Raw genomic sequence first — 23479 nt, 5'->3', positions numbered from 1 at the left:
CCGGGTATTGTCAGCTTTATGAGGTTGGCGCGGTTTCGGCAGGCAAAGAGCGCTGATCCTGAATAGCCTCACGCAAGGGGATTCGCATCAGCAGGATTCCACCGGCAATAAAGTAGAGCATGATGATCAGCAAGGCTTGTTGTCGGCCAACGGCATCTGAAATCGGGCCGAACGTCATGCCGATGATGATGGCAAACCGGCCAAATGTACCCCATAGCCCAAACAGCAATGCCGAATCCCGTGGGCTAGCCAGGAGCCCAACCACGGCGCGACTGGCGCTTTGCGTGGCACCCATAGCACTGCCGGCGATAAAGGCGATCGCAACAAAGAGGGTCGACTGCGTCAGGCCTGTCATTGCGACCAGAGCATCGAGGTAGTAGATGCCCAGCAGTCCGGTCAGCCACCAGCCGAGAGTCAGAACCAAGGTGTTCTTGGAGCCCAGAGAATCTTCAATAAAGCCAAAGCCGATGGCCCCGATCATTGAGGCTATTTGTAAAGTTGCGCCAATGATCAACAATTCAGTGCCCCGAATGCCAATCTCTTCCTGAGCGTAAATGCCAAAGAATTTGACGACAACCGAGACACCAGCCATGTAGACCATAAAGGCGATGAAAAACCGAAACAAAACCGGGTAGTCGGCAATGATACTGCGCATTGCCAATAGCCGTGCACCGGCTGCTTTGATTAATACTGACATGCGGGCATGTTCAAACTCAGGCTGAGGTACCGCTCGTTCTTTGACGAACAAAAAGGTGGGTAGGGCGCCCAGGCCATAGAACAAGGCCACCACGACCATGGCCAGTTGGTTCTGGTCTATGTAAGCCCCCAGATTTGAATCGGCGCTTTCAGTGACCACAACAATGATGATCAGCAAGCTCAGCAGGCCACCGATGTATCCGATGCCCCAGCCAATGCCGGAGATGCGACCCATGTTGTCTTTGCTGGCAAGCTCGGTCAGAAAACTGGCGATGAAGCTTTCCGACAGCATCCAGGCAGTGTTGCTGCAAATGAGAAACGCCATGCCCAGCCAGACGGAACCGGGTTCCACGAAATACAACCCACCGGTAGCCAATACCGAGACCCAGGTGCACCAAGCCAGATACCGTTTTTTGCGACCGCTGTAATCACAGATCACACCTACCAATGGTGCCAGGATGATGGCAATACCTGTTGAAATGGCCACGCTGGCTGCCCAAAAAGTGTTTTTCAGGTGGTCAAGCTCGGGTGGAACAATGTAGGAAATGAAAAAAGCACTGTAGATAAAGCTGACGACGACCGTGGTGTAACTGCTGTTGGCGAAGTCATACATGGCCCATCCAAAGATTTCGCGTTTGCGAACGGGCGCGAGGGGTGTAGGTGTCGACATCCTGGGGGTGCTTCCTTGTTTTGTAGACGAGCTCTGGGGCTTGGCTATGCCGGTAAGGTTATACAGCACAACAAACCGCCCGATTTTCACGCTCAGTGTGCACCAGAGCAGGCAGTGAAGAAAGTCCGGGCTGGTAAATGATAGCGCCAGCGCTTGAAATGCAACACAAGGCCCATAGATAGAGGGGACTATAGGCTAAGTCTTTGATTTGAGGTGAATTCCATGTCTGAAACCCAACAAGAAACGCTCAGTTTTCAGACAGAAGTCAAGCAACTTCTGCATTTGATGATCCACTCCTTGTATTCCAACAAGGAGATTTTCCTGCGCGAGCTGATCTCCAATGCGTCAGACGCGTGTGACAAATTGAGATTTCAGGCTCTGAAGGACGATTCCTTATTGGGCGATGACGGTGATCTGTCCATTCGCGTCGAGTATGACAAAGAGGCCGGTACGGTCACGCTGACCGACAACGGCGTTGGTATGACGCGCGACGATGTCATCGCCAACCTGGGCACCATTGCCAAGTCCGGTACTGCCGATTTTCTGAAAAACCTGACGGGCGATGAACGCAAAGACAGCCAGATGATCGGGCAGTTCGGGGTAGGGTTCTACTCATCGTTCATCGTTGCCAACGCGGTCGATGTCTATTCCCGTCGTGCTGGCACACCGGAAGATGCCGGCGTGCACTGGCACAGTGAAGGCGAGGGTGACTTCTCCCTGTCTGAGGTGACCTTGGCGCAACGCGGTACGCGCATTGTGCTGCATCTCAAACCTGAAGAAACGGAGTTTGCCGACGGCTGGCGCTTGCGTAACCTGATCCGGAAATACTCGGACCACATTGCTATTCCGGTGCAGATGCTGAAAGAAAGCTACGACGATCCGGAAGCGGAAAAAGCAGAGGACTCGGCTGTCGAATGGGAAACCGTCAACAGTGCCAAGGCCCTGTGGACGCGTCCGCGCAGTGAAATCTCTGACGATGAATACAAAGAGTTGTACCGTCACATCTCGCATGATTTTGGCGATCCACTGACCTGGAGTCACAACAAGGTTGAAGGCAAGCTGGATTACACCAGTTTGCTATACATTCCCAAGAAAGCTCCCTACGACATCTGGAATCGCGAACGCATTCGCGGCCTGAAACTCTATGTTCAACGCGTCTTCATCATGGACGACGTAGAGCAGTTCCTGCCAATGTATCTGCGCTTTGCGAAGGGGATCGTCGACTCCAACGATTTGCCCCTGAACGTCAGTCGCGAGATCCTGCAGAGTGACGACGCGATCGACACCATGCGTACAGCCCTGACCAAGCGAGTTCTGGACATGCTGTCCAAGCTTGCCAAGAAAGACCCGGAGGGGTATCAGGCTTTCTGGGATGAATTTGGTCAGGTGCTCAAAGAAGGGCCGGCAGAAGATGCCAGTAATAATGACAAGATTGCCAAGTTGCTGCGTTTTGCCACCTCGCATACCGGTGACGCTGCCCAGACACAATCGCTGGATGACTACGTTGGCCGCATGAAGGAAGGTCAGGATAAAATTTACTACGTAGCCGCAGACAGCCACCAGACTGCGAAAAACAGCCCACACCTCGAAGTCTTTCGTAAGAAAGGCATTGAAGTGCTGTTGATGAGCGACCGCATTGACGAGTGGCTAATGGGTTATCTGCGCGAGTTTGACGGTAAGTCTCTGGTCGATGTCGCCCGTGGTGGACTGGATTTAAGTGGCGTTGAAACCGAAGCAGAGAAAGAGGCACAGCAAAAGGCCAACGACGATCACAAGCCGTTACTGGAGCGTCTTAAAACGCTGCTTGAAAGCGATGTTGAAGACGTCCGTATGACTCACCGCCTTGTGGAATCACCTGCCTGTATTGTGGTGGGTGACAACGACATGGGGGCTCAGATGCGTCGCATTATGGAAGCCGCCGGTCAGGCCGTGCCCGAGACCAAGCCCATCTTTGAACTGAACCCGGAGCATCCGCTGGTGCAACGGCTTGAGCAGGAAGTCAGTGAAGATCGTTTTGCGGATCTGGCGAATATTCTGCTTGAGCAGGCCCGCCTGGCAGAAGGGTCACACCCTAAAGATGCCGCAGGTTTTGTGGGCCGGTTGAATAAGCTGTTGCTGGACCTCTCTCGCTAAGCGACGCTTCAACGGCCGATATGGGGTGACAGAAGGTGATTCTGGAACTCCTTAAAGGCAACGGTCCACCGTGTGGGCCGTTGCCTGATGCCTGCACGGTCAGAATTCAGTACAATGCCACCACTTTCCCAATTCTGGAGTACTAACATGACCTTCAAGACCTGGCTCGCAGTCTGTGCCGTATTAGTTCCACTGGGCGCTCAAGCCGGTGGTTCGCTGGACATCGCCTTGTCCAATACGTCGGTCAGATTGGAGCATGAGGCTGTTCGGGTCGGGTCGGGTGCGCACATCACGACAGGTCTGGCCTACAGTGAAGACAATCAGGCCTATGCCTTTAGCGCCGGTTTCAATGCCGTTGATGCAACCATGGCAAACCGCGAGCTGATTGGCGGGATTGGGTTCAAGGGGTTCCTGTTTGATGCCGGCGAGCCTGGGTTTGCCCTGGGTGTGGGTGGCTTTCTGCGTTGGCAGCCAGATTTCATGAACGGCCTGGGCACAGAAGCTCAGTTGTATTACGCGCCCGACATTCTCAGTTTTGGGGATGTAGTTGCCTTTCAGGAGGTGATCGCCCGTGTGACCTATAAGGTATTGCCACAGGCGCGAGTCTTTGTCGGCTGGCACGACATTGCCGGGTATTATCGTGATACGACAGGAGGCCCCAGCCGAATCGATAATACCTTTAATGTCGGTTTCAGGATGAATTACTGAGCCATGAATCGACGCGGTTTGACGAATGCTTTGTTGTACCAGGCCAGGCTGATGCTGGCCTTGGCAGAGCAGAGCAGTTTGACTGCTGAACGCCAGGCGTGTGAATCATCTTTTGAGGTGTTGGTCTATCGGGCCTGGATGGCAGCCCTTTGTGAAGCGGCTGAACCTTACGGGCTGACATTGGCACCGGAAAAACCCCTGAATGAGTTGTTGAGTATTTGGCAGGGCGACCGGCCCGATGCCTGGGAGTTCAAGGCGGTGCAAGCCGGCCTGGGGCAGCCCGGTCACTGGATGCAGCAGCTTCAACGGGCGCAGACCCATTGGTCGTCGGGTTTGGTACCGGAAGGCGTCAAAAAAGCCGACCCAAACCGTATAACACTGGTCTCTGACGATAACCAAGAACCAACAAATCATTACCCCAGGTTCCTGAATGAGCTGCAACAATGGGTTGACGACGTGAGAGCACAAAGCGACCACAGTTGACGAATTGGCAGTAGTGATACCCGAGCCACAGTGGCAATGACCGGGGGATGTGCACAGTGACGACACTAAGGGTTTTATGTATTGGGAAATAATTGAACTGGCGAATGGCGAAGTGGCACTGCGCCGCGCCGATTCCAACGACGATCCGCTACTGGTTATCCGGTTTTCGGATGAAGCCAAGGAGCGCTTGAAAGAGCAGCGTCTGGACGTTGCCCGGGCCATGATTTCAGCGGGCGTGCAAGTTGCGACAGAAATTGAATCGGGTGATGATATTGATGAGCTGGACGATGACGAGGTGATGGTTCACTGAATCTGCCAGCGCGCATAAAACACTTCCGTATCAGCCAAAGCCCATTGTTTACCCCACAACCTCGTCCACCTTGTCTGGACTATTGATACCCTCTGTACCAGCGTTTAACCGATTCAACGTAGGCTTGGGTTTCAGGGTAAGGTGGAATGCCCTGATATCGAGCTACCGCGGTTTCTCCTGCGTTATAGGCAGCCAGAGCCAGATCCAGATCGCGATAACGCTGTAACAAATACTTCAGGTGCGCACTGCCAGCATGGATATTTTCTCTCGGATCCGTGATGTTTCTAACCCGATACTGTGCCGCGGTCGCGGGCATCAGTTGCATGAGCCCCATCGCGCCCTTATGCGATCGTGCATTGACCTGAAAGTTTGATTCCTGGCGTATTACGGCACGAATAAGGTTTGCATCCAGCTGGTATTGGCTTGCGGCTGTATCGATATGTTGTTCGATTTCAGCGCGACCGCGCAGACCCTGCGGGTCTCTTAGGCGCTGGCCCGCATTGCGTGCATTCAGACCACTGTGTTCAAGCACGTAACCTGGAAGAGAGACGGGGCGATTGGTGACCACGCGTTCGCCTGTCGGGGTCAGGTAGATATAGAGATTGGCGGCATTACTGGTTGCCGGCCACGCTGCGAGAAAACAGACAATGACGGCCAGTTGCCTGATGCCCGAATAAGCCATTGAAAGGGGGACGCCCGGTCTTACCCGGGTACTCGTGATGTTTGTACGCAAGGGTTACTGCTCCCGCGTTATTCGTTGTCGAAGTAAAAAGCGTCGTGACCGACCAGTGTTGTCAAAACCTTAAGACGAGCAACATCGTCCTGATTACCAAGGTCCGATGCGCTGATCTGTTTTTGCTCGCATATCCAACGCAAACCATCCGCCGGAAGGCCGCTGTCGATCGCTTCACCATCTACAAAGAGGATACCTGGCTGGTAAGCCAGCCGCACGGCGCTATTGCGAATCAGAGGTTGCCTTTGTAATTGCCGGGCAATATCGGCGTTGCTCAACGTGGGTTCCTCAAGCGGGGCGTCGCCGTACTTGGGTTGAGTCATATAGCGGCCAAACCATCTGGCCATGGCGTCGCGGTCTTCTGTGAGTGTTTGCAACATTTGTTGAATGCGGTCGATGTCGGCGTCTGTAATCAGATGACTGTCTGTGCGGGCTTTGAGATCAGCGTCCTGATAACGATCAAAATCCGTGCAACTGTCTGCTGCAAACTGCGCAAATTCGACCAGTGTTTCGGCCTGACTGGGAGCTCGGAAACCGATCGAATAGGTGATGCAGTCTTTGCTGAGCGCTGAGCCCCAGTGGGCTATTCCTGGGGGGACATACAGCATATCTCCGGGCTTTAGTACCCAGCGCTCTTGCTCGTCAAAATGAGCCAGAATGCTCAGATCAGTGTCGTCACGACGGTCGTCGGCGTCGGTACAGGACTGGCCTATTCGCCATTCGCGTTCACCGTCAACCTGAATCAGAAACACATCGTAATGATCGAAGTGTGGCCCGACGCCACCTCCCGGAACAGCGTAGGAGATCATGATGTCGTCCATACGCCAGGCAGGAATAAAGTCAAACGCATCAAAAAGAGCGGCTATGTCAGGGACCCAGTGATCCACCGCCTGAACCAGCAGTGTCCAGTCCTTTTCAGGCAGGCGGGTGAAATCTTCTTCAAAAAAGGGGCCATGACGCAATGTCCAGTCGTTCGCTGTTACCAGGCGTGATTCCACATCTGGCTCGGTTGCAAGGCCTGCCAATTCATCACCGCTGATCTTATACAGACCGTCCGGGAACGCCTGGCGGACGAGGTAGGGAGTCTTTTGCCAGTACTGGCTCAGAAATTCCTGGCCACTGAGGCCGCCGAGCATATCCATGAGGGTCACCTGAGTCGGGTTATATAGAGCAGCGATAACTGCTCAGTTTTGCAGTAAAGCGGAGATTGTACAAGGAGGGGAAGGTCAGGCACCCGGGAACCGAGCGGCCTGACCTTCGTTCATCAGTATGAATCGATCGCGCGGGCTTGTGCAGGGGCGTTGCCGAGGTAAGTGGCTGGGGTTAGGGACAACAACCCTTTCTTGGCATCATCCGGCAAGTCGAGCTGATTAACAAAGTCCTGCATCATGGGCTCGGTGATGGCTTTGCCACGGGTAAACGCCTTCAGTTTCTCATAGGGTTCTTCAATCCCGTAGCGGCGCATCACCGTTTGAATGGCTTCGGCCATGACCTCCCACGCCTGATTCAGGTCCTGGTTAAGACGCTCCGGATTGGCTTCCAGCTTGCTAATGCCTTTCTGGGTGGCCTGATAGGCAATCAGGCTATGCGCTAGACCAACACCCATAGAGCGCAAGACGGTGGAATCCGTCAGGTCGCGCTGCCAGCGGGAGATAGGCAACTTGGCGGCCAGGTGCGCCAGGATGGCATTGGCCAGGCCGAGATTACCTTCGGAATTTTCGAAGTCGATCGGATTGACCTTGTGCGGCATGGTCGAACTGCCCACTTCACCAGCGATGGTGCGTTGTTTGAAATACCCGAGCGATATGTAACCCCAGATATCCCGGTCAAAATCGATCAGGATGGTGTTGTACCGTGCGACGGCATCGAACAGTTCAGCCATGTAATCATGGGGTTCGATTTGCGTCGTGTACGGGTTGGGCGTAAGCCCCAAAGCGTGGATGAACGTCTCGGCGTTGGCGGCCCAGTCAATGGCGGGGTAAGCAGACATATGGGCGTTGTAGTTGCCTACTGCGCCATTCATCTTGCCCAGATACTCCACTGACTCAACCTGACGGATTTGACGGCTCAGGCGGTGCGCCACATTGGCCATTTCTTTGCCCAGGGTGGTCGGCGATGCAGTCTGACCGTGGGTTCGACTGAGCATGGGCTGGTCAGCGTGGGTTTTGGCCAGTGCTGCAATCTCATCCCGAATGGTTCGCATGTGGGGCAGCAGGACTGTGCTAACCCCCGTTTTCAACATCAACGCATGGGACAGGTTGTTGATGTCTTCGGAGGTGCAGGCGAAATGCACAAACTCCGTGACTTGGCTGAGCTCTTCGAGTTCGCTCAGCCGGGTCTTCAGAAAGTACTCGATGGCTTTTACGTCGTGATTGGTTGTGCGCTCGATGGCTTTGATAGCCTCGGCATCCTGCAGTGAAAACTGCTCGATGATGGCATCCAGGAAGGCATTGGCCTGAGCTGAAAAAGGTGCCAGTTCGGGTATGTCTGAATGGCTGGCCAGTTGTTGCAGCCAACGCACTTCAACGGTGACCCGGGCTTTGATCAGGCCGTATTCGCTGAAAACAGTGCGAAACGCTTCGGTTTTAGTGCCATATCGGCCATCGATAGGGGAGATCGCGGTGAGCGCGTTTAATTCCATGGTGCCTGGTTCCCGTCGGTACGTTCGTGAAGGCGGGCGATTATACCGGTCTGACGCCAGTCAGGCCAATGCTGATGCAGTCCTTTGCCCCGGATTGCCTGGCTTGGAGAGCGTACAGCGGTCACCTGGCTTACCAGGGCCCGGCACTGGCGGGTTACAGGCCTTTCAACAGGTGTTCTGCCGTATCGTGCAGTTTTGAACGTTTGACCACTATGTGCCAGCGTCGCCCGCCCTGTTGGTGCCAGAGATGCGCACTGCGAATGCCAAATAACAATACGGTACGGACCTGTTCAGCGATGTTGGGGTTCTGCAGATAGGAGGGATTCCCCATGACGCGTATGCGAAAATCAAGTTTGCTGACGCTTTGCTGATAGCTATTCGCGACGGCTGCAATGACCGATTCATGCAGCGGATCATCGAAGTAGCGGCACTGCTCTACGGCGCGCGTCAGATGTTGGCTGAGCGTCTCCATCAGATCGTCGCGCGCCATCAGCTTTCTCTGGGCGTGCAACAAGCCCATGGCGTAGCGCAATACATCCGGCGACATGCCTTTGCCGCGCTTGGCCAGGACTTCTTTCAGTCCCACAAGCCCGCTCTGAACGCCGCTGGCACCACCATAAATCTCTTCGACTGAATTTGGATTCAGGTTGAGAATGGTTCGGATGCACTGTTCGAGGCGGGGGCGTTCAAGGCTACCCTGGCGGGCCAGTTGCTCGACCATCAACGCAGACTGAAAGACCCCGGCTAATGCCAGAACCTGATTGTTAAAGTGATTCATTAACTTCCTTAATGCCTTTTAATTCAATGAGTTAACTAGCATTGTTAATGTTCTATATAAAGCCGGGAGGTGAGGAAAACCGATGGCCTTAACGGTCGGGTGTGTGCTACCAGGTGCGTTCAATGACGCCCCCACCAAGGCAGATATCACCGTTATAAAAGACGGCGGACTGGCCCGGGGTAATGGCCCGCTGAGGTTGTTCAAACTGTACCTGGTAGCCGGCCTCTGTCGCCGTGATCTGACAGGCCTGGTCCGGCTGGCGATAACGGTGCTTGCACATTAACGAGGCGGGAAGCTCAGGGGCTTCACCAGCAACCCAGTAGACTGACGACAGCGCCAATGCCTGGGTGTACAGCGCCGGGTTGTTGGTGCCTTGTACCACGGTGAGCACATTACGCTCCAGGTCCTTGGCAGCGACAAACCAGGGCGCTTCAGGGTGGTTTCGTGTACCACCAATGCCGAGCCCCTGACGCTGGCCTATGGTGTAGTACATCAACCCCTGATGTTCACCGATCACCTCACCGGTGTCGGCTTCAATCGTGCCTGGTCGAGCAGGCAGGTATTGTTTGAGAAAATCGCTGAACCGACGTTCACCGATAAAGCAAATCCCCGTGCTGTCCTTCTTGCGGGCCGTGGCCAGTTGGTATTTTTCGGCGATGCGCCTAACCTCCGGCTTTTCAAGTTCGCCGACCGGGAACAGGGTCTTGGCGAACTCTTTGTGGCCAACGGCGTGCAGGAAGTACGATTGATCTTTATTGCTATCCAGCCCGCGCAACAATTGAGTTCCCTGCTCGGTCGAGCGGGTACGGGTATAGTGTCCCGTGGCGATTTTGTCGGCCCCCAGAGTCAGTGCATAGTCCAGAAAGGCTTTGAACTTGATCTCCCGGTTGCACAGTATGTCCGGATTGGGGGTGCGCCCGGCCTGGTATTCTTCCAGAAAGTGTTCAAACACATGGTCCCAGTATTCGGCGGCAAAGTTAGCCTTGTGCAAATGGATACCCAGGCGGTCACTGACGGCCTGGGCATCGGCAAGGTCTTCCTTGGCGGTACAGTATTCGGTGCCGTCATCTTCATCCCAGTTCTTCATGAACAGGCCTTCGACCTGGTAACCGGCCTCCAGCAGCAAAGCTGCTGTAACAGAAGAGTCGACACCACCGGACATGCCGACGATGACTTTGGTTGAAGCAACTGACGTCATGGGTTCATAAGCTCCCGGGGGCAATCATGGGGTGAATAAGGGACAGTGGATAGTGTTGTCCTGCCTGGTAATCGACCAGTGCCTGGCTGACAAGGGCGCTGCGAAGCGGATATTGCCCGGCAAGCAATTGATCGACGGGTAACCAGTCTACGGCCAGAATATCGGTGTCACGAGGGCTGTTTTCAACCCACTCAGGCTGATCGGCGGTAAAGCAAACACGAAGATAGTGAATACTGGTTTTGGGGTGTATTGACTGATAGATGCCAACCAGACCGGTCAGGCGGACCCGGTACTGCGTTTCCTCCAGTGTTTCGCGAAGGGCGGCCTCCAGCAATGATTCACCGGGTTCGACATGCCCCGCAGGCTGATTCCATCCATTTATACCGTTATCTGTTTCATTGACCATTAGGATTGAACGATTTTCTTCTACAATGACTGCAGTCGTAAGGTGCGGCATTTCAGGTGCAGCGGCCATAGTGTCTCCCGGCACAATAATTTGGTGACAATGACCCGTTAATCTCGCGGTGTAACAACCGGCGAGAGCAGGGTACGATTTGATGTCTGGACACTGTTCGTATCCGTCACAAGTCTTTTGCATTCAAACCAGAGCGTTTAGCGGCATACTGGCAGTAGAATGAACAGTAACAAGCGCGTCATGATGACGTTTGCTACTCATACGCGAACCAAGATTAAGGAACCCGGCATGATCATCAAACCCAAGGTACGTGGTTTTATTTGTACCACAGCACACCCCACGGGCTGTGCCCTGCATGTTCAAGAGCAGATCGATTATGTAAAAGCCCATCCGCCCGCAGCACAGGGCCCCAAGAACGTTTTGGTGATCGGTTCTTCGACCGGCTACGGTCTGGCGTCACGCATTGTCTCTGGCTTTGGCTTCAACGCCAACACCCTGGGGGTGATGTTTGAAAAAGAACCCACCGAGCGTCGGACTGCGTCTGCAGGTTGGTACAACACCCGGGCGTATGAGAAAGCCGCAGCCGATGCCGGATTGTACGCTAAAACCTTTAATGCCGATGCGTTCAGTCACGAATGCAAGCAGGACGTGATCGAGGAAATCAAGGCGTCCATGGGTAAGGTCGATCTGGTTGTCTATAGCCTGGCTTCGCCGCGCCGCAAGGATCCGGATACCGGTGACGTGTACATGTCTACACTGAAACCCATTGGTGAAGCCGTGACTCGCAAAAGTTTGAATACCGATACCCGAGAAGTTTCCAGCGTTACATTGGAGCCCGCTAACGACGAGGAGATTGCTAATACCATTAAGGTGATGGGTGGGCAGGACTGGGAGCTGTGGATCAAGGCACTGGCTGAGGCCGACGTGTTGGCCGAAGGCGCCAAAACCACGGCCTACACATACATTGGCCGAGAGCTGACCTTTCCGATCTACGGCGAAGCGACCATTGGTCGTGCCAAAGAAGACCTGGACCGTGCAGCAGCAGCTATTAATCAGACGCTGGATGCCAGTGTAGGCGGCAGTGCCCGCGTGTCGGTACTGAAAGCCCTGGTAACCCAGTCGAGTTCAGCCATTCCGGTGATGCCGTTGTATATCTCACTGCTGTACCGGGTGATGAAAGAGCAGGGCACCCATGAAGGCTGTATCGAGCAAATTAACACCCTCCTGACCGGAGAACTCTATTCGGGTAATGATCGCCTTACCCTGGATGACCAGGGGCGTGTGCGTGTGGATATGAAAGAGCTAACCGACGAAGTACAGAGCGAGGTTGAAGCGCTTTGGCACCAGGTGACGACGGAGAACCTTACCGAGTTATCTGACTTTGACGGGTACCAGAAGGAGTTTTTCCGCCTGTTCGGCTTCGGTTACGACCAGGTGGATTATGACCAGGATGTAGACCCGGTCGTTTAGCCCGGCGTTTGCTCTTTAAAGGGGCGCTTTCAGGGCGCCCCTTTTTAGTCACGGATTTTATACCGTTATCTAAGACGGTTTTAGCCTCTATGTGACGGTATTGCCCAGTTTCCAGGTCTCCCAACGACAGGTCGCCTATTTGCCAGCGAATCAATCGCAATGTCGGGAAGCCAATGTGAGCAGTCATACGCCTTACCTGGCGGTTACGCCCTTCGGTAATAGCCAGTTTAAGCCATTGGGTGGGAATCTCCTTACGCTCACGAATGGGAGGAATTCTTTGCCATAAGGCCTCGGGCTCTTCGATCAGTGATGCCTGTGCAGGCTGAGTCATGCCATCTTTAAGTCGGACTCCCTGGCGTAGCCGGGCAAGATCGGCTTCCGACGGAATGCCTTCAACCTGAACCAAGTAAGTTTTTTCAACCTTATTGGCTGGGTGGGCCAGTTGATGGATGAGGGCGCCGTCGTCACTGAGCAACAGCAAGCCTTCCGAATCAAAATCCAGCCGACCCGCCGCGTATACCCCGGGTATCGGAATAAAATCGGCCAGAGTACGGCGCGGCTGGCTGGTGCGTTCGTCGGTGAACTGACACAAAACCTGAAACGGTTTGTTGAACATGATCAGTGTGGTCATCGCTCGGTATCAGGGCCTTTCAGAAGTGTTGTAATTGCAACCCGGCGTGCAGCGCATGGTACCAAAGTCACATTCGTTGGTGCTGTAAGTAGACAAGCGATTCCGTTATACTCCGCCGCCGTTGAAACCATAATACACAGATGGAGTGAACCATGGGATATCAGAAAATTGAAGTGCCGGCCGGAGAGAAAATTACGGTCGACGCCAAAGGTACCCTGACTGTACCCAACAACCCTATTATCCCGTTCATCGAAGGCGATGGCATTGGCGTGGACGTAACGCCACCGATGATGGCGGTAATCAATGCTGCGGTCTCCAAGGCCTACGGCAACGAACGCAAAATCAGCTGGATGGAAGTATACGCAGGCGAAAAAGCCACCACCATTTATGATGCTGACACCTGGTTGCCTACAGAAACGCTGGATGCCTTTCGGGAATTCAAAGTGGGCATCAAAGGCCCACTGACCACCCCTGTAGGCGGCGGCATACGCTCTCTGAACGTTGCTATCCGTCAGGAGCTGGACCTGTTCGTCTGTCAGCGCCCTGTACAGTGGTTCACAGGTGTGCCAAGCCCGGTTAAGGCCCCTGGCGACGTCGATATGGTGATCTTTCGTGAAAACTCCGAAGACATCTATGCGGGCGTTGAATGGAAAGCAGGCAGCCCTGAAGCCGAGAAAGTCATCAAATTCCTGCGTGAAGAAATGGGTGTTACCAAAATCCGTTTCCCTGAAATGTGCGGCATTGGTGTTAAACCGGTATCAGAAGCAGGCACCAAGCGGCTGGTTCGCCAGGCCCTGCAATACACGGTCGATAACGACCGTGACAGCCTGACTTTGGTTCACAAAGGCAACATCATGAAGTTCACCGAAGGTGCCTTCAAAGACTGGGGTTATGAGCTGGCCAAAGAGGAGTTCGGTGCTGAATTGCTGGACGGCGGTCCCTGGATGCAATTCAAGAACCCCAATACCGGTAAGAACGTTGTGGTCAAAGACGTGATTGCTGACGCCATGTTGCAGCAGATCCTGTTGCGCCCGGGCGATTATGACGTGATCGCGACACTGAACCTGAACGGTGACTACCTGTCAGATGCCCTGGCGGCTGAAGTGGGCGGTATCGGTATTGCACCGGGTGCCAACCTGTCTGATGACGTGGCCGTATTTGAAGCAACACACGGCACAGCACCGAAGTACGCGGGTCAGGACAAGGTAAACCCGGGCTCATTGATTCTGTCTGGCGAAATGATGTTGCGCCACATGGGCTGGATCGAAGCGGCAGACCTGGTGCTCAAAGGCATGGCCGATGCGATTGCTTCCAAGCGTGTTACCTATGACTTCGAGCGTCTGATGGACGGTGCTACCCTGGTCAAGGCCTCTGAGTTCGGTCAGGAAATCATCAAGCAGATGGATAAGTGACACCCTGAAGCTAGCTCTAGCTGAGTGGTCATCAAATTGGCCCTCTCAGACCCCAAAAAGCCTGGCAACTGCCAGGCTTTTTTATACCCATCCATAAATCTGGCGCTAAAAGGCCAGCCGAATCAGGTTATTCGGAATAATCGCTGGTCGCTCGCTCCTTGGCAGGCTGGGTAGTGTCTGTAGATTGGGTAGGGGAGGCGGCTGCTTGCGTACCTGGTTCCGGTAACGCCCGGATATTGACAGCATGAATGCCTCGATCGGCCTTTACGGTATCAAATTCTACCGGTTGTCCGGCCTTGAGTGTTTTGTAGCCTTCCATCTGAATGGAGGAGAAATGGGCAAACAGGTCTTCTTCATGTTCATCACAAACGACAAACCCGAAACCTTTTGCATTGTTGAACCACTTAACTTTCCCTACGGGCATAACGGACTCCTTACGACCACGTTAAATTACAACTTGAAATCGACCAGAGCCATATACATGGCCGGGCCGACCCTCTACACAATGCAACCTCTGCAGTGATGGACAGCCAATTGTTGGCTGGGTGTTGTTCAGTTCCGCCCATTTCTTCCCTGAGTCTCGAGAAGAACCTGTTGGTTTGAATCGCCACGGTCAGTTATTGCATTGCTTAGCGACCCTATGCAATCCTGATACCGTAACGTTCTTTCCCAACCCGATCGCAGTCAGACGTTAATTGCCTTACCGGATCTATATGCCTACTGCACATTGGCATGCCCGTTTTTTTTCACTAACCTTGTCTGCATACTGTGACCGGTTGTAGTCAACACCTACTGATACATCATCTACCGAAGCCTCATCGCCTACCGAGGCAACCTGTACAGTATTCATACAGATCTTACGGTAGGCTTATGTTTGGTTGTTGAACCGTTTAAGTCAAGCACCAACTCACTGAGTTATGATGCAGCGCACGTTGTGTTCACCTGATGTTACTGAAAAGCGCTCGTTAAGGTCGGGTTTGGGTGCTTGATCACTGTACGATGCCTTTCGCTGGAGACCGGACGGGTTCCCGATTGAGCGCTGCAGATAAACAACCTGTCGTTGAGTCATTGGAAAACCACCGAGTCAGCCCCACCGTATAACTAAATGAGTTTGAACATCGACCTATGACCATTATTACTTCTGGAAAACCAACATTGTACGACGACCAAGCGACATCATTTGACGCTGATAGCGCGGATTCAGGGGTGACTGTAGCGCCGAGACTTGGGCCTGATGAACCCGAGCAGGGAGACGACTATGGCGTTGCGACCCGGACCCAGGATCCGGAACTCAAGCAACCTCCGCTGTATCGGGTGATCTTGTTAAACGATGATTACACGCCCATGGAGTTCGTGGTTCATATACTTGAAAACTTCTTTTACCTTTCTCGGGAAAAGGCGACACAAGTCATGTTAGCAGTACACACACAAGGCAAAGGCGTGTGCGGCGTCTATACTAGAGATATCGCAGAAACCAAGGCAACCATGGTAAACCAGTATTCCAGGGACAATGAACATCCCCTGGTGTGTGAGGTAGAAAAGGCAGATGACCAGTGATCAGCAAGAGGGTTTTATACCATGCTAAGTAAAGATCTCGAATTGACGCTGAATAATGCGTTCAAAGATGCGCGAGGTAAGCGGCATGAGTTCATGACCGTTGAACACCTGTTGCTGGCGTTGCTGGACAATCACGCCGCAGCCGAGGTGCTGACTGCCTGCGCTGCCGATATTCCGCAGTTGCGCCGCGACCTGACGGAATTCATTGACTCCACGACGCCACTGATTCCATCCGATGACGAGGACCGGGAGACGCAGCCTACGCTGGGGTTCCAGCGAGTGCTGCAGCGTGCAGTTTTCCACGTTCAGTCGTCTGGCAAGAAAGAAGTCACCGGCGCCAACGTGTTGGTGGCCATCTTTTCCGAACAGGAAAGCCAGGCGGTGTTTTTCCTTAAGCAACAAAGTATCTCGCGAATCGACGTGGTTAACTTCATTGCTCATGGCATTTCCAAGGTACAAAGCGAGAATGCCCAGCCAAACGAAGAGTTCAACGCAGATCAGCAGGAAGAGGGTGGCGGTGAAGGCGTTCAGGGCAGTGCACTGGAGAGTTTTGCCTCTAATCTGAATGAACTTGCTCGCAAGGGCCAGATAGACCCGCTGGTTGGTCGCGAACATGAAGTTGAGCGGGTCATTCAGATCCTGTCGCGTCGGCGTAAGAACAACCCTTTGTTGGTGGGTGAAACCGGTGTGGGCAAAACCGCCATTGCCGAAGGTTTGGCCAAGCGCATCATCGATAACGACGTTCCTGAAATTATGGAAGGCGCTCAGGTGTTTTCCCTGGATTTGGGCGCTTTACTTGCCGGCACCAAGTACCGGGGCGATTTCGAGAAGCGGCTGAAAACGCTTCTGGCTGAGTTGAAGAAAAAAGAGAAGTCGATTCTGTTTATCGATGAGATCCACACCATCATCGGGGCTGGAGCGGCTTCTGGCGGTGTCATGGATGCCTCGAATTTACTCAAGCCAATGCTGAGCTCCGGTGAATTGCGGTGCATGGGGTCAACAACGTTTCAGGAATTTCGCGGAATTTTCGAGAAAGACAGTGCTCTGACTCGCAGATTCCAGAAAATCGACGTTAATGAGCCCTCAGTCGATGAGACCTACCGTATTCTGAAAGGGCTTAAGTCGCGGTTTGAGGAGCATCATCACCTCAAATACACAGATAAGGCACTGAAAGCGGCTGCAGAGCTGTCGGCGAGGTACATTACCGATCGTCACCTGCCCGACAAAGCCATTGACGTGATTGATGAAGCAGGCGCTGCACAACGGCTGTTGCCCGCCAGCAAACGTAAAAAGTCGATCAACGTCAGTGACGTAGAGAAAGTTATCGCCTCCATCGCCCGTATTCCGGAGAAAAGTGTTAGCCGGAATGACAAGGAAGTGCTTGAGCATCTGGAGCGCAACCTGAAGATGACGGTGTTTGGTCAGGAGCAGGCGATCGAGCAACTGGCATCGGCCATCAAGCTGGCCCGCGCCGGCCTGAAATCGGTCGATAAGCCGATCGGTTCTTTCCTCTTTGCCGGGCCTACCGGCGTCGGTAAGACGGAAGTATCAAAACAGCTGGCTGATTCGCTGGGAATCGAATTGCTGCGCTTCGATATGTCGGAGTACATGGAGCGCCACACTGCGTCACGCCTGATCGGGGCCCCTCCGGGCTATGTCGGGTTCGATCAGGGTGGTCTGCTGACTGATGGGGTTGCCAAGCACCCACATTGCGTATTGCTGCTCGACGAGATCGAAAAGGCGCATCCTGATGTCTTTAACTTGCTGTTGCAGGTAATGGACCACGGTACCCTGACTGACAATAACGGGCGTAAAGCAGATTTCCGCAACGTTATCCTGATCATGACCAGTAATGCCGGCGCTCAGGAAATTAATCGCCGGTCGATGGGCTTCCTGGAGCAGGACAACAGCACCGATGGCATGGAAATGATCCGCAAGCAGTTTACGCCGGAGTTCCGTAACCGCCTCGATGCCATTGTCCAGTTCAAGGCGCTGCCTATTGCCGTGGTGACCAGTATTGTCGACAAGTTCCTGACCGAGCTGCAGGCTCAGCTGGACGACAAACGGGTTATGATGGAAGTAGACGATGACGTCCGTGCCTGGTTGGCTGAAAAGGGCTACGATGAGCACATGGGCGCTCGACCAATGAGTCGGCTGATCCAGGAGAAGGTGAAGCGGCCGCTGGCCGATATGATCCTCTTTGGTTCGCTGTCACGTGGCGGTACCGTGTACGTTCATATCCGCAACGATGAACTGACGCTGGAAGTGGAGGAGGAAGCGGAGACCGCCTGACAATCAGTGTGATCTCGGCGACTGAAAAAGGCACCTTCGGGTGCCTTTTTGCTGTATGTCGCCGTCACCCGGGGATGCGCAGGCAAAAAAAAACACCACTCGGGTGTTCTTTTTCAACGGGGCCTGGTTCGTTCTCAGGTCACAGGCCCGACATGGACGCGTTAGCGGGCACGATAAACGATGCGGCCCTTGGTCAGGTCATAAGGCGTTAGCTCGACCTTAACCTTATCGCCCGTCAGGATGCGAATGTAGTTTTTGCGCATTTTCCCTGAGATATGAGCGGTAATGACATGGCCATTTTCGAGTTTAACCCGGAACATGGTGTTTGGAAGGGTATCGAGAATCTCGCCTTCCATTTCAATAACGTCTTCTTTTGCCATATATGCTTGTACACACCTTTGATTAAGACAGCTGAGGCTGACTGCAATCCGTCAACCTCGTGTAAGTATGAGATCCGGCGGGCATTCTGCCTGAATTTCCGGCAATTATCAAAAAACTGGGCAAATTCAGGTATTTGGCTCTGAAATCAGCGAACCGGCGCATTGAATGTCACTCGATGCCAACCGCCTCAATCAGTTGATCATCCAGCAGTCGCCAGTGTCGGTTGATCAGCACCTCCAGTGGACGATAATCCGCTTTATAGGTCATTTGCGCTGAGCCGGGAACCCAATAACCAAGGTACAGAAATGGCAAGCCCAGGGTCGCGCAGAGCTGAATCTGAGTCAGGATGCTGAACACCCCCAGCCCGCGCTGGCTTTGGTCCGGGTCGAAAAAGGTGTACGTCGCCGACAGCCCGGTTTCCATGCGATCGGTAAAGGCAACGGCGACCACCCGGTCTTCTTGTCTGAACTCCAGAATAAAGGCCAGGTCGGGCCGGCTGACCAGAAATTCGCGATAACTCTCTTCAGAGGGCGGATACATATCACCCTGGTAATGGCGGTGACTGATGTAGGCTTCATACAGACGATAATGTTCGGCGGTATACTGGCAGGGCAGGCGACGCACGCTCAGGTCCTGGTTCCGATTCAGTATGCGCCGGAAGCGCCGCCGCCAGTGAAACTGGGTGACGCGTACGCGCGATGGCATGCAGGCACCGCAGGCTTCGCAATCGGGCCGGTACAAATGATGACCGCTGCGGCGAAAGCCAAGATGCATCATTTGTTCATACAGGGGCAGGGAAAAGCGCAGGTCCGGGTCCAGAAACAGGGTACGCGCCTGCTGCCCGTCCAGATAGCTGCAGTTGTGCTCGCCGGTCCGGTAAAGTTTGATGCTGTCTTCCTGTTGCTCTGATTCAGGTTTCATCAGCGGGTTCCCGGAATCGTGGTCGTATTGGTTTTGGGGACACTGGTCTGGAGTCGCCTGACCAGTGCCTGGTTCAGTGCTGACGCCTCGGGGAGCGACAGCTTGCGGCGCTGTCTGGGCAATTGTTGTTCGAACCAGGGGCGTTCTACCTCCCGGGCGCCCAGGCTGGCCAGGTGGTCATTATAGACCTGGCAGTCAATAAGCCTGAGTGATTGCATCAGTGCTGCTTCCTGCAGGGCCAGCAGGGCGAACTTCGAGCCATTGGTGTGGCGCGAGAACATGCTTTCACCATAAAACACGCCTTCGATGCCGATGCCGTACAGACCGCCAACCAAGACGTTTTTACGCCACACTTCGATAGAATGAGCCCACCCAAGTTGATGCAGCTCAGTATAGGCTTCGCGCATCTCTGAGCTGATCCAGGTACCGGGCTGTTTTGCCCTGGGCGCCTGGCAGGCCGCAATGACTTCGGCAAACGCTGTATTAAGGGTTATCCGGACCGGTTCATGACGGAATGCCTTGCGCAGGCTGCGCGACACATGCATGTCGCCCGGTATCAGCACCATGCGCGGCTCCGGGGACCACCACAAGATGGGCTCCCCTTCACTGTACCAGGGGAAAATACCCCGCTCATAGGCGGTCAAAAGCCAGTCAGGCGTCAGGGAGCCTCCCGCTGCCAATAGCCCCGGTGGATTGACCAGGCCCTGATCGGTGGGTGGAAAGCAAACGTCCTGTTCAGCGTCCAGCCAGCTTAGTTGTGGCATAAAAATGCTCGGTGTATCAATAAGTTGGGCTTCATACTGTGGTATCTTAGTGATCTTTGACCCGGACTGCCACGCTTGGACAGATTCGAAGGTACGCCGCTTTTTGCGGCTGACCGGGGAGCACTTACTGTGGCCGGGTCACTTCGGCTAGAATGCGACCCTACTAATAGCTCGGCGGGGCAGGGATGGTAAAGCCCCAAATGACTGACACAACGGTATGACAGACACAACAAACAGGTAACTTCGATTTGACGCAAAAGAACGCTTCGCCACGCAAGGAACTGTCCAGAGCGCGTGACGACCACAGAGTTCTGGATGTAAAGCAGCGCTTGTTGCACGAAGGCAGCTTGCTGCTCTCATTGGCTGTGGGCGTCTATTTTTTAATTGCTTTGGCGACTCATCACCCTTCTGACCCTGGTTTTAATTTTTCTGGTTCAGGTGACGGTATTCGTAACCTAGCTGGTTCTGCAGGCGCAAAATTGTCGTCACTCCTTTTTACGCTTGTTGGCGGCCTTGCGTATGGGTTGCCAGCAATATTTTTGTATCGAGCATGGTCTACTTTTCGGGATAGAAGAGCAGGGTTAGCGTGGAATCCATTGCTAATTGTTATCCGGACCCTTGGGTGGGCCCTCTTTGTTACTGTTAGCTGCACTCTCGCCACCGTTCACATCGCCTCTAATACAGAAGCAAGCGCAGGCGGCTGGCTAGGTATAGGCTTGTCCGATTGGATTTTCCCAATTCTGGGCATGACCGGCACCACCCTGTTACTCGTCGTGCTCTGGTTCATTTCTCTGACCCTGGCCATGAACGTCTCCTGGTTGCGATTGATGGAGCGAATTGGGCTGCTATTGTTATCGGGCATCACCTCACTGCGCGAACGGATGCAATCGAGACGTCGACGCCAGGCTGAGAAAGCCCAGGTCAGACAGGTTGTCGAAACGCGCAAAGCCAATCTGGATATTCAGATCGAGAAACAGTCGAAGCGCAAACCGCCCCAGATCAAGCCATTGCAGCCCAAAGCGCCCGAGCCCAGCGAGCGGGTCCAAAAAGAGAAGCAGCAACCTCTATTCACCGGTGGAGACTCGAACACGCCACTACCAGCCCTGAGTTTGCTGACATCCGGAGAGCACGACACCAACAATGGGTATAGCCAGGAAGCCCTCGAGGCCATGTCGCGCATGCTCGAAATCAAGCTCAAAGACTTTAATGTCGATGCCGAGGTGACCGAGGTGGCTCCAGGGCCGGTCATTACCCGCTTTGAAATTCAGCCAGCGGCGGGTATCAAAGTATCGAAAATATCGAACCTGGCGAAGGACCTGGCCCGGTCGATGGCGCTGGTCAGTGTCCGGGTTGTGGAAATCATCCCGGGCAAGACCACGGTGGGTATCGAGATTCCAAACGAACAGCGGGATATTGTCCGGCTCAGTGACGTGCTTCAGTCCAGTGCCTATGACAAAGCCAAATCAGCCCTGACGCTGGCTCTGGGTCACGATATCGGCGGAGCTCCGGTGGTTGCTGATCTGGGCAAGATGCCGCATTTGCTGGTCGCCGGTACTACCGGTTCCGGTAAGTCGGTTGGCGTGAACTCAATGCTGTGTAGCCTGCTGTTCAAGGCCACACCGGAAGAAGTCCGGTTGATTCTTGTCGACCCCAAAATGCTTGAGCTGTCAGTCTACGAGGGCATTCCACATCTGCTGACACCAGTGATTACCGATATGAAAGACGCGGCCAATGGCCTGCGCTGGTGTGTGGCGGAGATGGAACGTCGCTACAAACTGATGTCGAAGGTTGGGGTGCGAAACATCGCCGGGTTCAATAAAAAGGTTGAAGACGCTCGGCGCGAGGGAGAGCCTTTGCTGGATCCGCTCTATGAGCCCTTTGATACTCTGGATCCGCACGCGCCGAGACCTGAACTGGAACCCCTGCCGTTTATCGTAGTTGTCGTTGATGAATTTGCCGACATGATGATGATCGTCGGTAAAAAAGTGGAAGAACTGATTGCGCGGCTGGCGCAGAAAGCCAGGGCGGCAGGCATTCACCTGATCCTGGCTACGCAACGGCCCTCTGTGGATGTTATTACCGGCCTGATCAAGGCCAACATACCAACCCGCATAGCGTTCCAGGTTTCATCCAAGATCGACTCTCGAACCATTTTGGACCAGGGTGGCGCAGAGCAGTTGCTCGGTCACGGCGATATGCTCTATTTGCCTCCGGGTACCGGCTTACCCGTTCGGGTGCATGGTGCCTTTGTTGACGACGACGAAGTTCACCGGGTGGTAGCAGAATGGAAGAAGCGCGGCCAGCCCGATTACATTGAAGAAATTCTGGCCGGCGGCGACGCTGACTTGCCCGGTGTTCCATCACTGGATGATGGCGATGATACTTCCGAAAGTGACCCGCTGTTTGACGAGGCTGTCGCCTTTGTAACCCAAAGCCGCAAAGCGTCAATTTCTTCAGTACAGCGTAAATTGCGCATTGGCTACAACCGGGCGGCGCGGCTGGTTGATACGATGGAGGCCGCCGGCATTGTCAGTTCGGCTGGCCACAATGGCAGCCGCGAAGTGTTGGCGCCACCACCCCCGGCGGGGTAAGTGGCGCATTCCTAACTGCCCTAACTAGCCAGAAGCTCAGGAGAGCGATTCATGTTAAACGTTTTTGCCCGGTCCGGTGTGGCGTTACTGCTAAGCTGGGTGGCCCTTGCACCCCAAGTTAATGCCGATGAAGCTGCCCGCCAGCGATTGATCGACCTGTTGGAGTCGACTGAAACCCTGCAGGCTACGTTTCGTCAGGAAACCTATGCCGATGGAGAGCTGCGAGGCGACCAGGCAGAGGGCATCATGAAGATTGCCCGTCCTCTGAAATTTGTCTGGGAGGTCTCTGCGCCCTATGAACAGTCGGTCATTTCCGATGGCGAGACCCTCTGGGTTCATGATCCGGATTTGTTGCAAGCGACTTATCAGCCCGTGACCAGTCAATTGCAGGAATCCCCGGCGATGATTCTAAGTCAGCCCGAGTCCACGCTCAGAACCTCGTACGACGTCACAGAAGCTGCCAACGATAGCCTGACAGCCTATCGCTTGTATCCCACCAGTGAAGACGCCGTGTTCGAAGACATGACTCTGCTGTTTGAAGACGGACGCATCAGCGAGCTTCGGCTTCGTGACAATCTGGGGCAAGACACCCGCATTACCTTCAGCAACGTTGAAACGAACCTGACCTTTGACCCGGCCGATTTTGAATTTACCCCGCCCGAGGGCACTGACGTCTTCGAACAGATGTAACGTCT

At 54.1% G+C, this 23479-nt stretch carries 22 protein-coding genes; 10 read left to right on the top strand and 12 right to left on the bottom strand.

Features of this window, described 5'->3' with window-relative positions; all coding sequences use genetic code 11:
- Positions 1-16 precede the first annotated feature (16 nt).
- Positions 17-1435, bottom strand: a complete 1419-nt coding sequence (locus G565_RS0103840; RefSeq protein WP_342662964.1) for an MFS transporter — start codon at positions 1433-1435, stop codon at positions 17-19.
- A gap of 153 nt (positions 1436-1588) precedes the next feature.
- Here G565_RS0103840 and htpG point away from each other — a divergent pair, with 153 nt between their 5' ends.
- The 4 genes from htpG (at position 1589) to G565_RS0103820 (ending at position 5000) form a co-directional block, all read left to right on the top strand.
- The gene (htpG, locus tag G565_RS0103835) at positions 1589-3499 is read left to right on the top strand and encodes a molecular chaperone HtpG (RefSeq protein WP_028669776.1); all 1911 of its coding nucleotides are present in this window, start codon (positions 1589-1591) and stop codon (positions 3497-3499) included.
- 147 nt (positions 3500-3646) lie between these two features.
- Positions 3647-4207 (top strand): YfaZ family outer membrane protein, encoded by a 561-nt coding sequence (locus G565_RS25765; RefSeq protein WP_051207277.1) that lies wholly within the window; start codon positions 3647-3649, stop codon positions 4205-4207.
- Positions 4208-4210: 3 nt separating this feature from the next.
- The gene (locus tag G565_RS0103825; protein WP_028669775.1) at positions 4211-4690 is read left to right on the top strand and encodes a DUF6586 family protein; all 480 of its coding nucleotides are present in this window, start codon (positions 4211-4213) and stop codon (positions 4688-4690) included.
- A gap of 76 nt (positions 4691-4766) precedes the next feature.
- Positions 4767-5000 carry a hypothetical protein gene (locus G565_RS0103820; protein WP_028669774.1) on the top strand — a complete coding sequence of 78 codons (234 nt, stop codon included), beginning with the start codon at positions 4767-4769 and terminating at the stop codon, positions 4998-5000.
- A 79-nt stretch (positions 5001-5079) separates the two neighbouring features.
- Here G565_RS0103820 and G565_RS22860 read toward each other — a convergent pair whose 3' ends face one another.
- The 6 genes from G565_RS22860 to G565_RS0103790 all read right to left on the bottom strand — a co-directional run bounded on the left by G565_RS22860 (position 5080) and on the right by G565_RS0103790 (position 10825).
- Entirely contained in the window at positions 5080-5733 is a 654-nt protein-coding gene (locus G565_RS22860) for a lytic transglycosylase domain-containing protein (RefSeq protein WP_211227127.1), read from the bottom strand.
- Between the two features lie 17 nt (positions 5734-5750).
- Positions 5751-6875, bottom strand: a complete 1125-nt coding sequence (locus G565_RS0103810) for a cupin domain-containing protein (RefSeq protein ID WP_037337616.1) — start codon at positions 6873-6875, stop codon at positions 5751-5753.
- 122 nt (positions 6876-6997) lie between these two features.
- Positions 6998-8374, bottom strand: a complete 1377-nt coding sequence (gene purB, locus G565_RS0103805; protein ID WP_028669772.1) for an adenylosuccinate lyase — start codon at positions 8372-8374, stop codon at positions 6998-7000.
- A 154-nt stretch (positions 8375-8528) separates the two neighbouring features.
- Positions 8529-9152 (bottom strand): high frequency lysogenization protein HflD, encoded by a 624-nt coding sequence (hflD, locus tag G565_RS22855; protein WP_037337612.1) that lies wholly within the window; start codon positions 9150-9152, stop codon positions 8529-8531.
- Positions 9153-9258: 106 nt separating this feature from the next.
- Positions 9259-10350 (bottom strand): tRNA 2-thiouridine(34) synthase MnmA, encoded by a 1092-nt coding sequence (gene mnmA / locus G565_RS0103795; RefSeq protein ID WP_028669771.1) that lies wholly within the window; start codon positions 10348-10350, stop codon positions 9259-9261.
- A 4-nt stretch (positions 10351-10354) separates the two neighbouring features.
- On the bottom strand, positions 10355-10825 hold the full coding sequence (locus G565_RS0103790; protein WP_028669770.1) for an NUDIX domain-containing protein: 471 nt from the start codon (positions 10823-10825) through the stop codon (positions 10355-10357).
- Positions 10826-11053: 228 nt separating this feature from the next.
- Between G565_RS0103790 and fabV the strand changes: the two genes are divergently transcribed.
- Entirely contained in the window at positions 11054-12235 is a 1182-nt protein-coding gene (fabV, locus tag G565_RS0103785; protein ID WP_028669769.1) for an enoyl-ACP reductase FabV, read from the top strand.
- On the opposite strand, the gene G565_RS0103780 is transcribed toward fabV, so the two are convergent.
- Positions 12129-12866, bottom strand: a complete 738-nt coding sequence (locus G565_RS0103780) for a pseudouridine synthase (protein ID WP_028669768.1) — start codon at positions 12864-12866, stop codon at positions 12129-12131. The genes fabV and G565_RS0103780 overlap by 107 nt on opposite strands.
- 152 nt (positions 12867-13018) lie before the next feature.
- Between G565_RS0103780 and icd the strand changes: the two genes are divergently transcribed.
- Positions 13019-14278, top strand: coding sequence for an NADP-dependent isocitrate dehydrogenase (gene icd / locus G565_RS0103775; protein ID WP_028669767.1), 1260 nt, complete (start codon positions 13019-13021; stop codon positions 14276-14278).
- Between the two features lie 127 nt (positions 14279-14405).
- Here icd and G565_RS0103770 read toward each other — a convergent pair whose 3' ends face one another.
- Positions 14406-14702 (bottom strand): cold shock domain-containing protein, encoded by a 297-nt coding sequence (locus G565_RS0103770; RefSeq protein WP_028669766.1) that lies wholly within the window; start codon positions 14700-14702, stop codon positions 14406-14408.
- A 782-nt stretch (positions 14703-15484) separates the two neighbouring features.
- On the opposite strand from G565_RS0103770, the gene clpS reads away from it, so the two are divergent.
- On the top strand, positions 15485-15835 hold the full coding sequence (gene clpS / locus G565_RS0103765) for an ATP-dependent Clp protease adapter ClpS (protein ID WP_028669765.1): 351 nt from the start codon (positions 15485-15487) through the stop codon (positions 15833-15835).
- 21 nt (positions 15836-15856) lie between these two features.
- A complete protein-coding gene (gene clpA / locus G565_RS0103760) occupies positions 15857-18127 on the top strand; it encodes an ATP-dependent Clp protease ATP-binding subunit ClpA (protein WP_028669764.1) in 2271 nt (756 codons plus the stop codon).
- A gap of 161 nt (positions 18128-18288) precedes the next feature.
- On the opposite strand, the gene infA is transcribed toward clpA, so the two are convergent.
- The 3 genes from infA to aat all read right to left on the bottom strand — a co-directional run bounded on the left by infA (position 18289) and on the right by aat (position 20193).
- On the bottom strand, positions 18289-18507 hold the full coding sequence (gene infA, locus G565_RS0103755) for a translation initiation factor IF-1 (RefSeq protein ID WP_008043370.1): 219 nt from the start codon (positions 18505-18507) through the stop codon (positions 18289-18291).
- A 169-nt stretch (positions 18508-18676) separates the two neighbouring features.
- Positions 18677-19429 carry an arginyltransferase gene (locus tag G565_RS0103750; protein WP_028669763.1) on the bottom strand — a complete coding sequence of 251 codons (753 nt, stop codon included), beginning with the start codon at positions 19427-19429 and terminating at the stop codon, positions 18677-18679.
- Positions 19429-20193, bottom strand: a complete 765-nt coding sequence (gene aat, locus G565_RS22850) for a leucyl/phenylalanyl-tRNA--protein transferase (RefSeq protein WP_084649207.1) — start codon at positions 20191-20193, stop codon at positions 19429-19431. The genes G565_RS0103750 and aat overlap by 1 nt, the downstream gene beginning before the upstream one ends.
- A gap of 248 nt (positions 20194-20441) precedes the next feature.
- On the opposite strand from aat, the gene G565_RS22845 reads away from it, so the two are divergent.
- Both G565_RS22845 and lolA read left to right on the top strand, forming a co-directional pair.
- Positions 20442-22784, top strand: a complete 2343-nt coding sequence (locus tag G565_RS22845) for a DNA translocase FtsK (protein WP_084649206.1) — start codon at positions 20442-20444, stop codon at positions 22782-22784.
- Positions 22785-22835: 51 nt separating this feature from the next.
- Complete coding sequence (gene lolA, locus G565_RS22840; RefSeq protein ID WP_037337606.1) at positions 22836-23474, top strand: outer membrane lipoprotein periplasmic chaperone LolA; 639 nt, start codon at positions 22836-22838, stop codon at positions 23472-23474.
- Positions 23475-23479 lie beyond the last annotated feature (5 nt).

This window comes from Saccharospirillum impatiens DSM 12546 (assembly GCF_000423605.1).
Classification (GTDB): Bacteria; Pseudomonadota; Gammaproteobacteria; order Pseudomonadales; family Natronospirillaceae; genus Saccharospirillum; species Saccharospirillum impatiens.
Note: the sequence above shows the minus strand (reverse complement) of the source record. Positions and strands in the feature narration are given on the sequence as shown.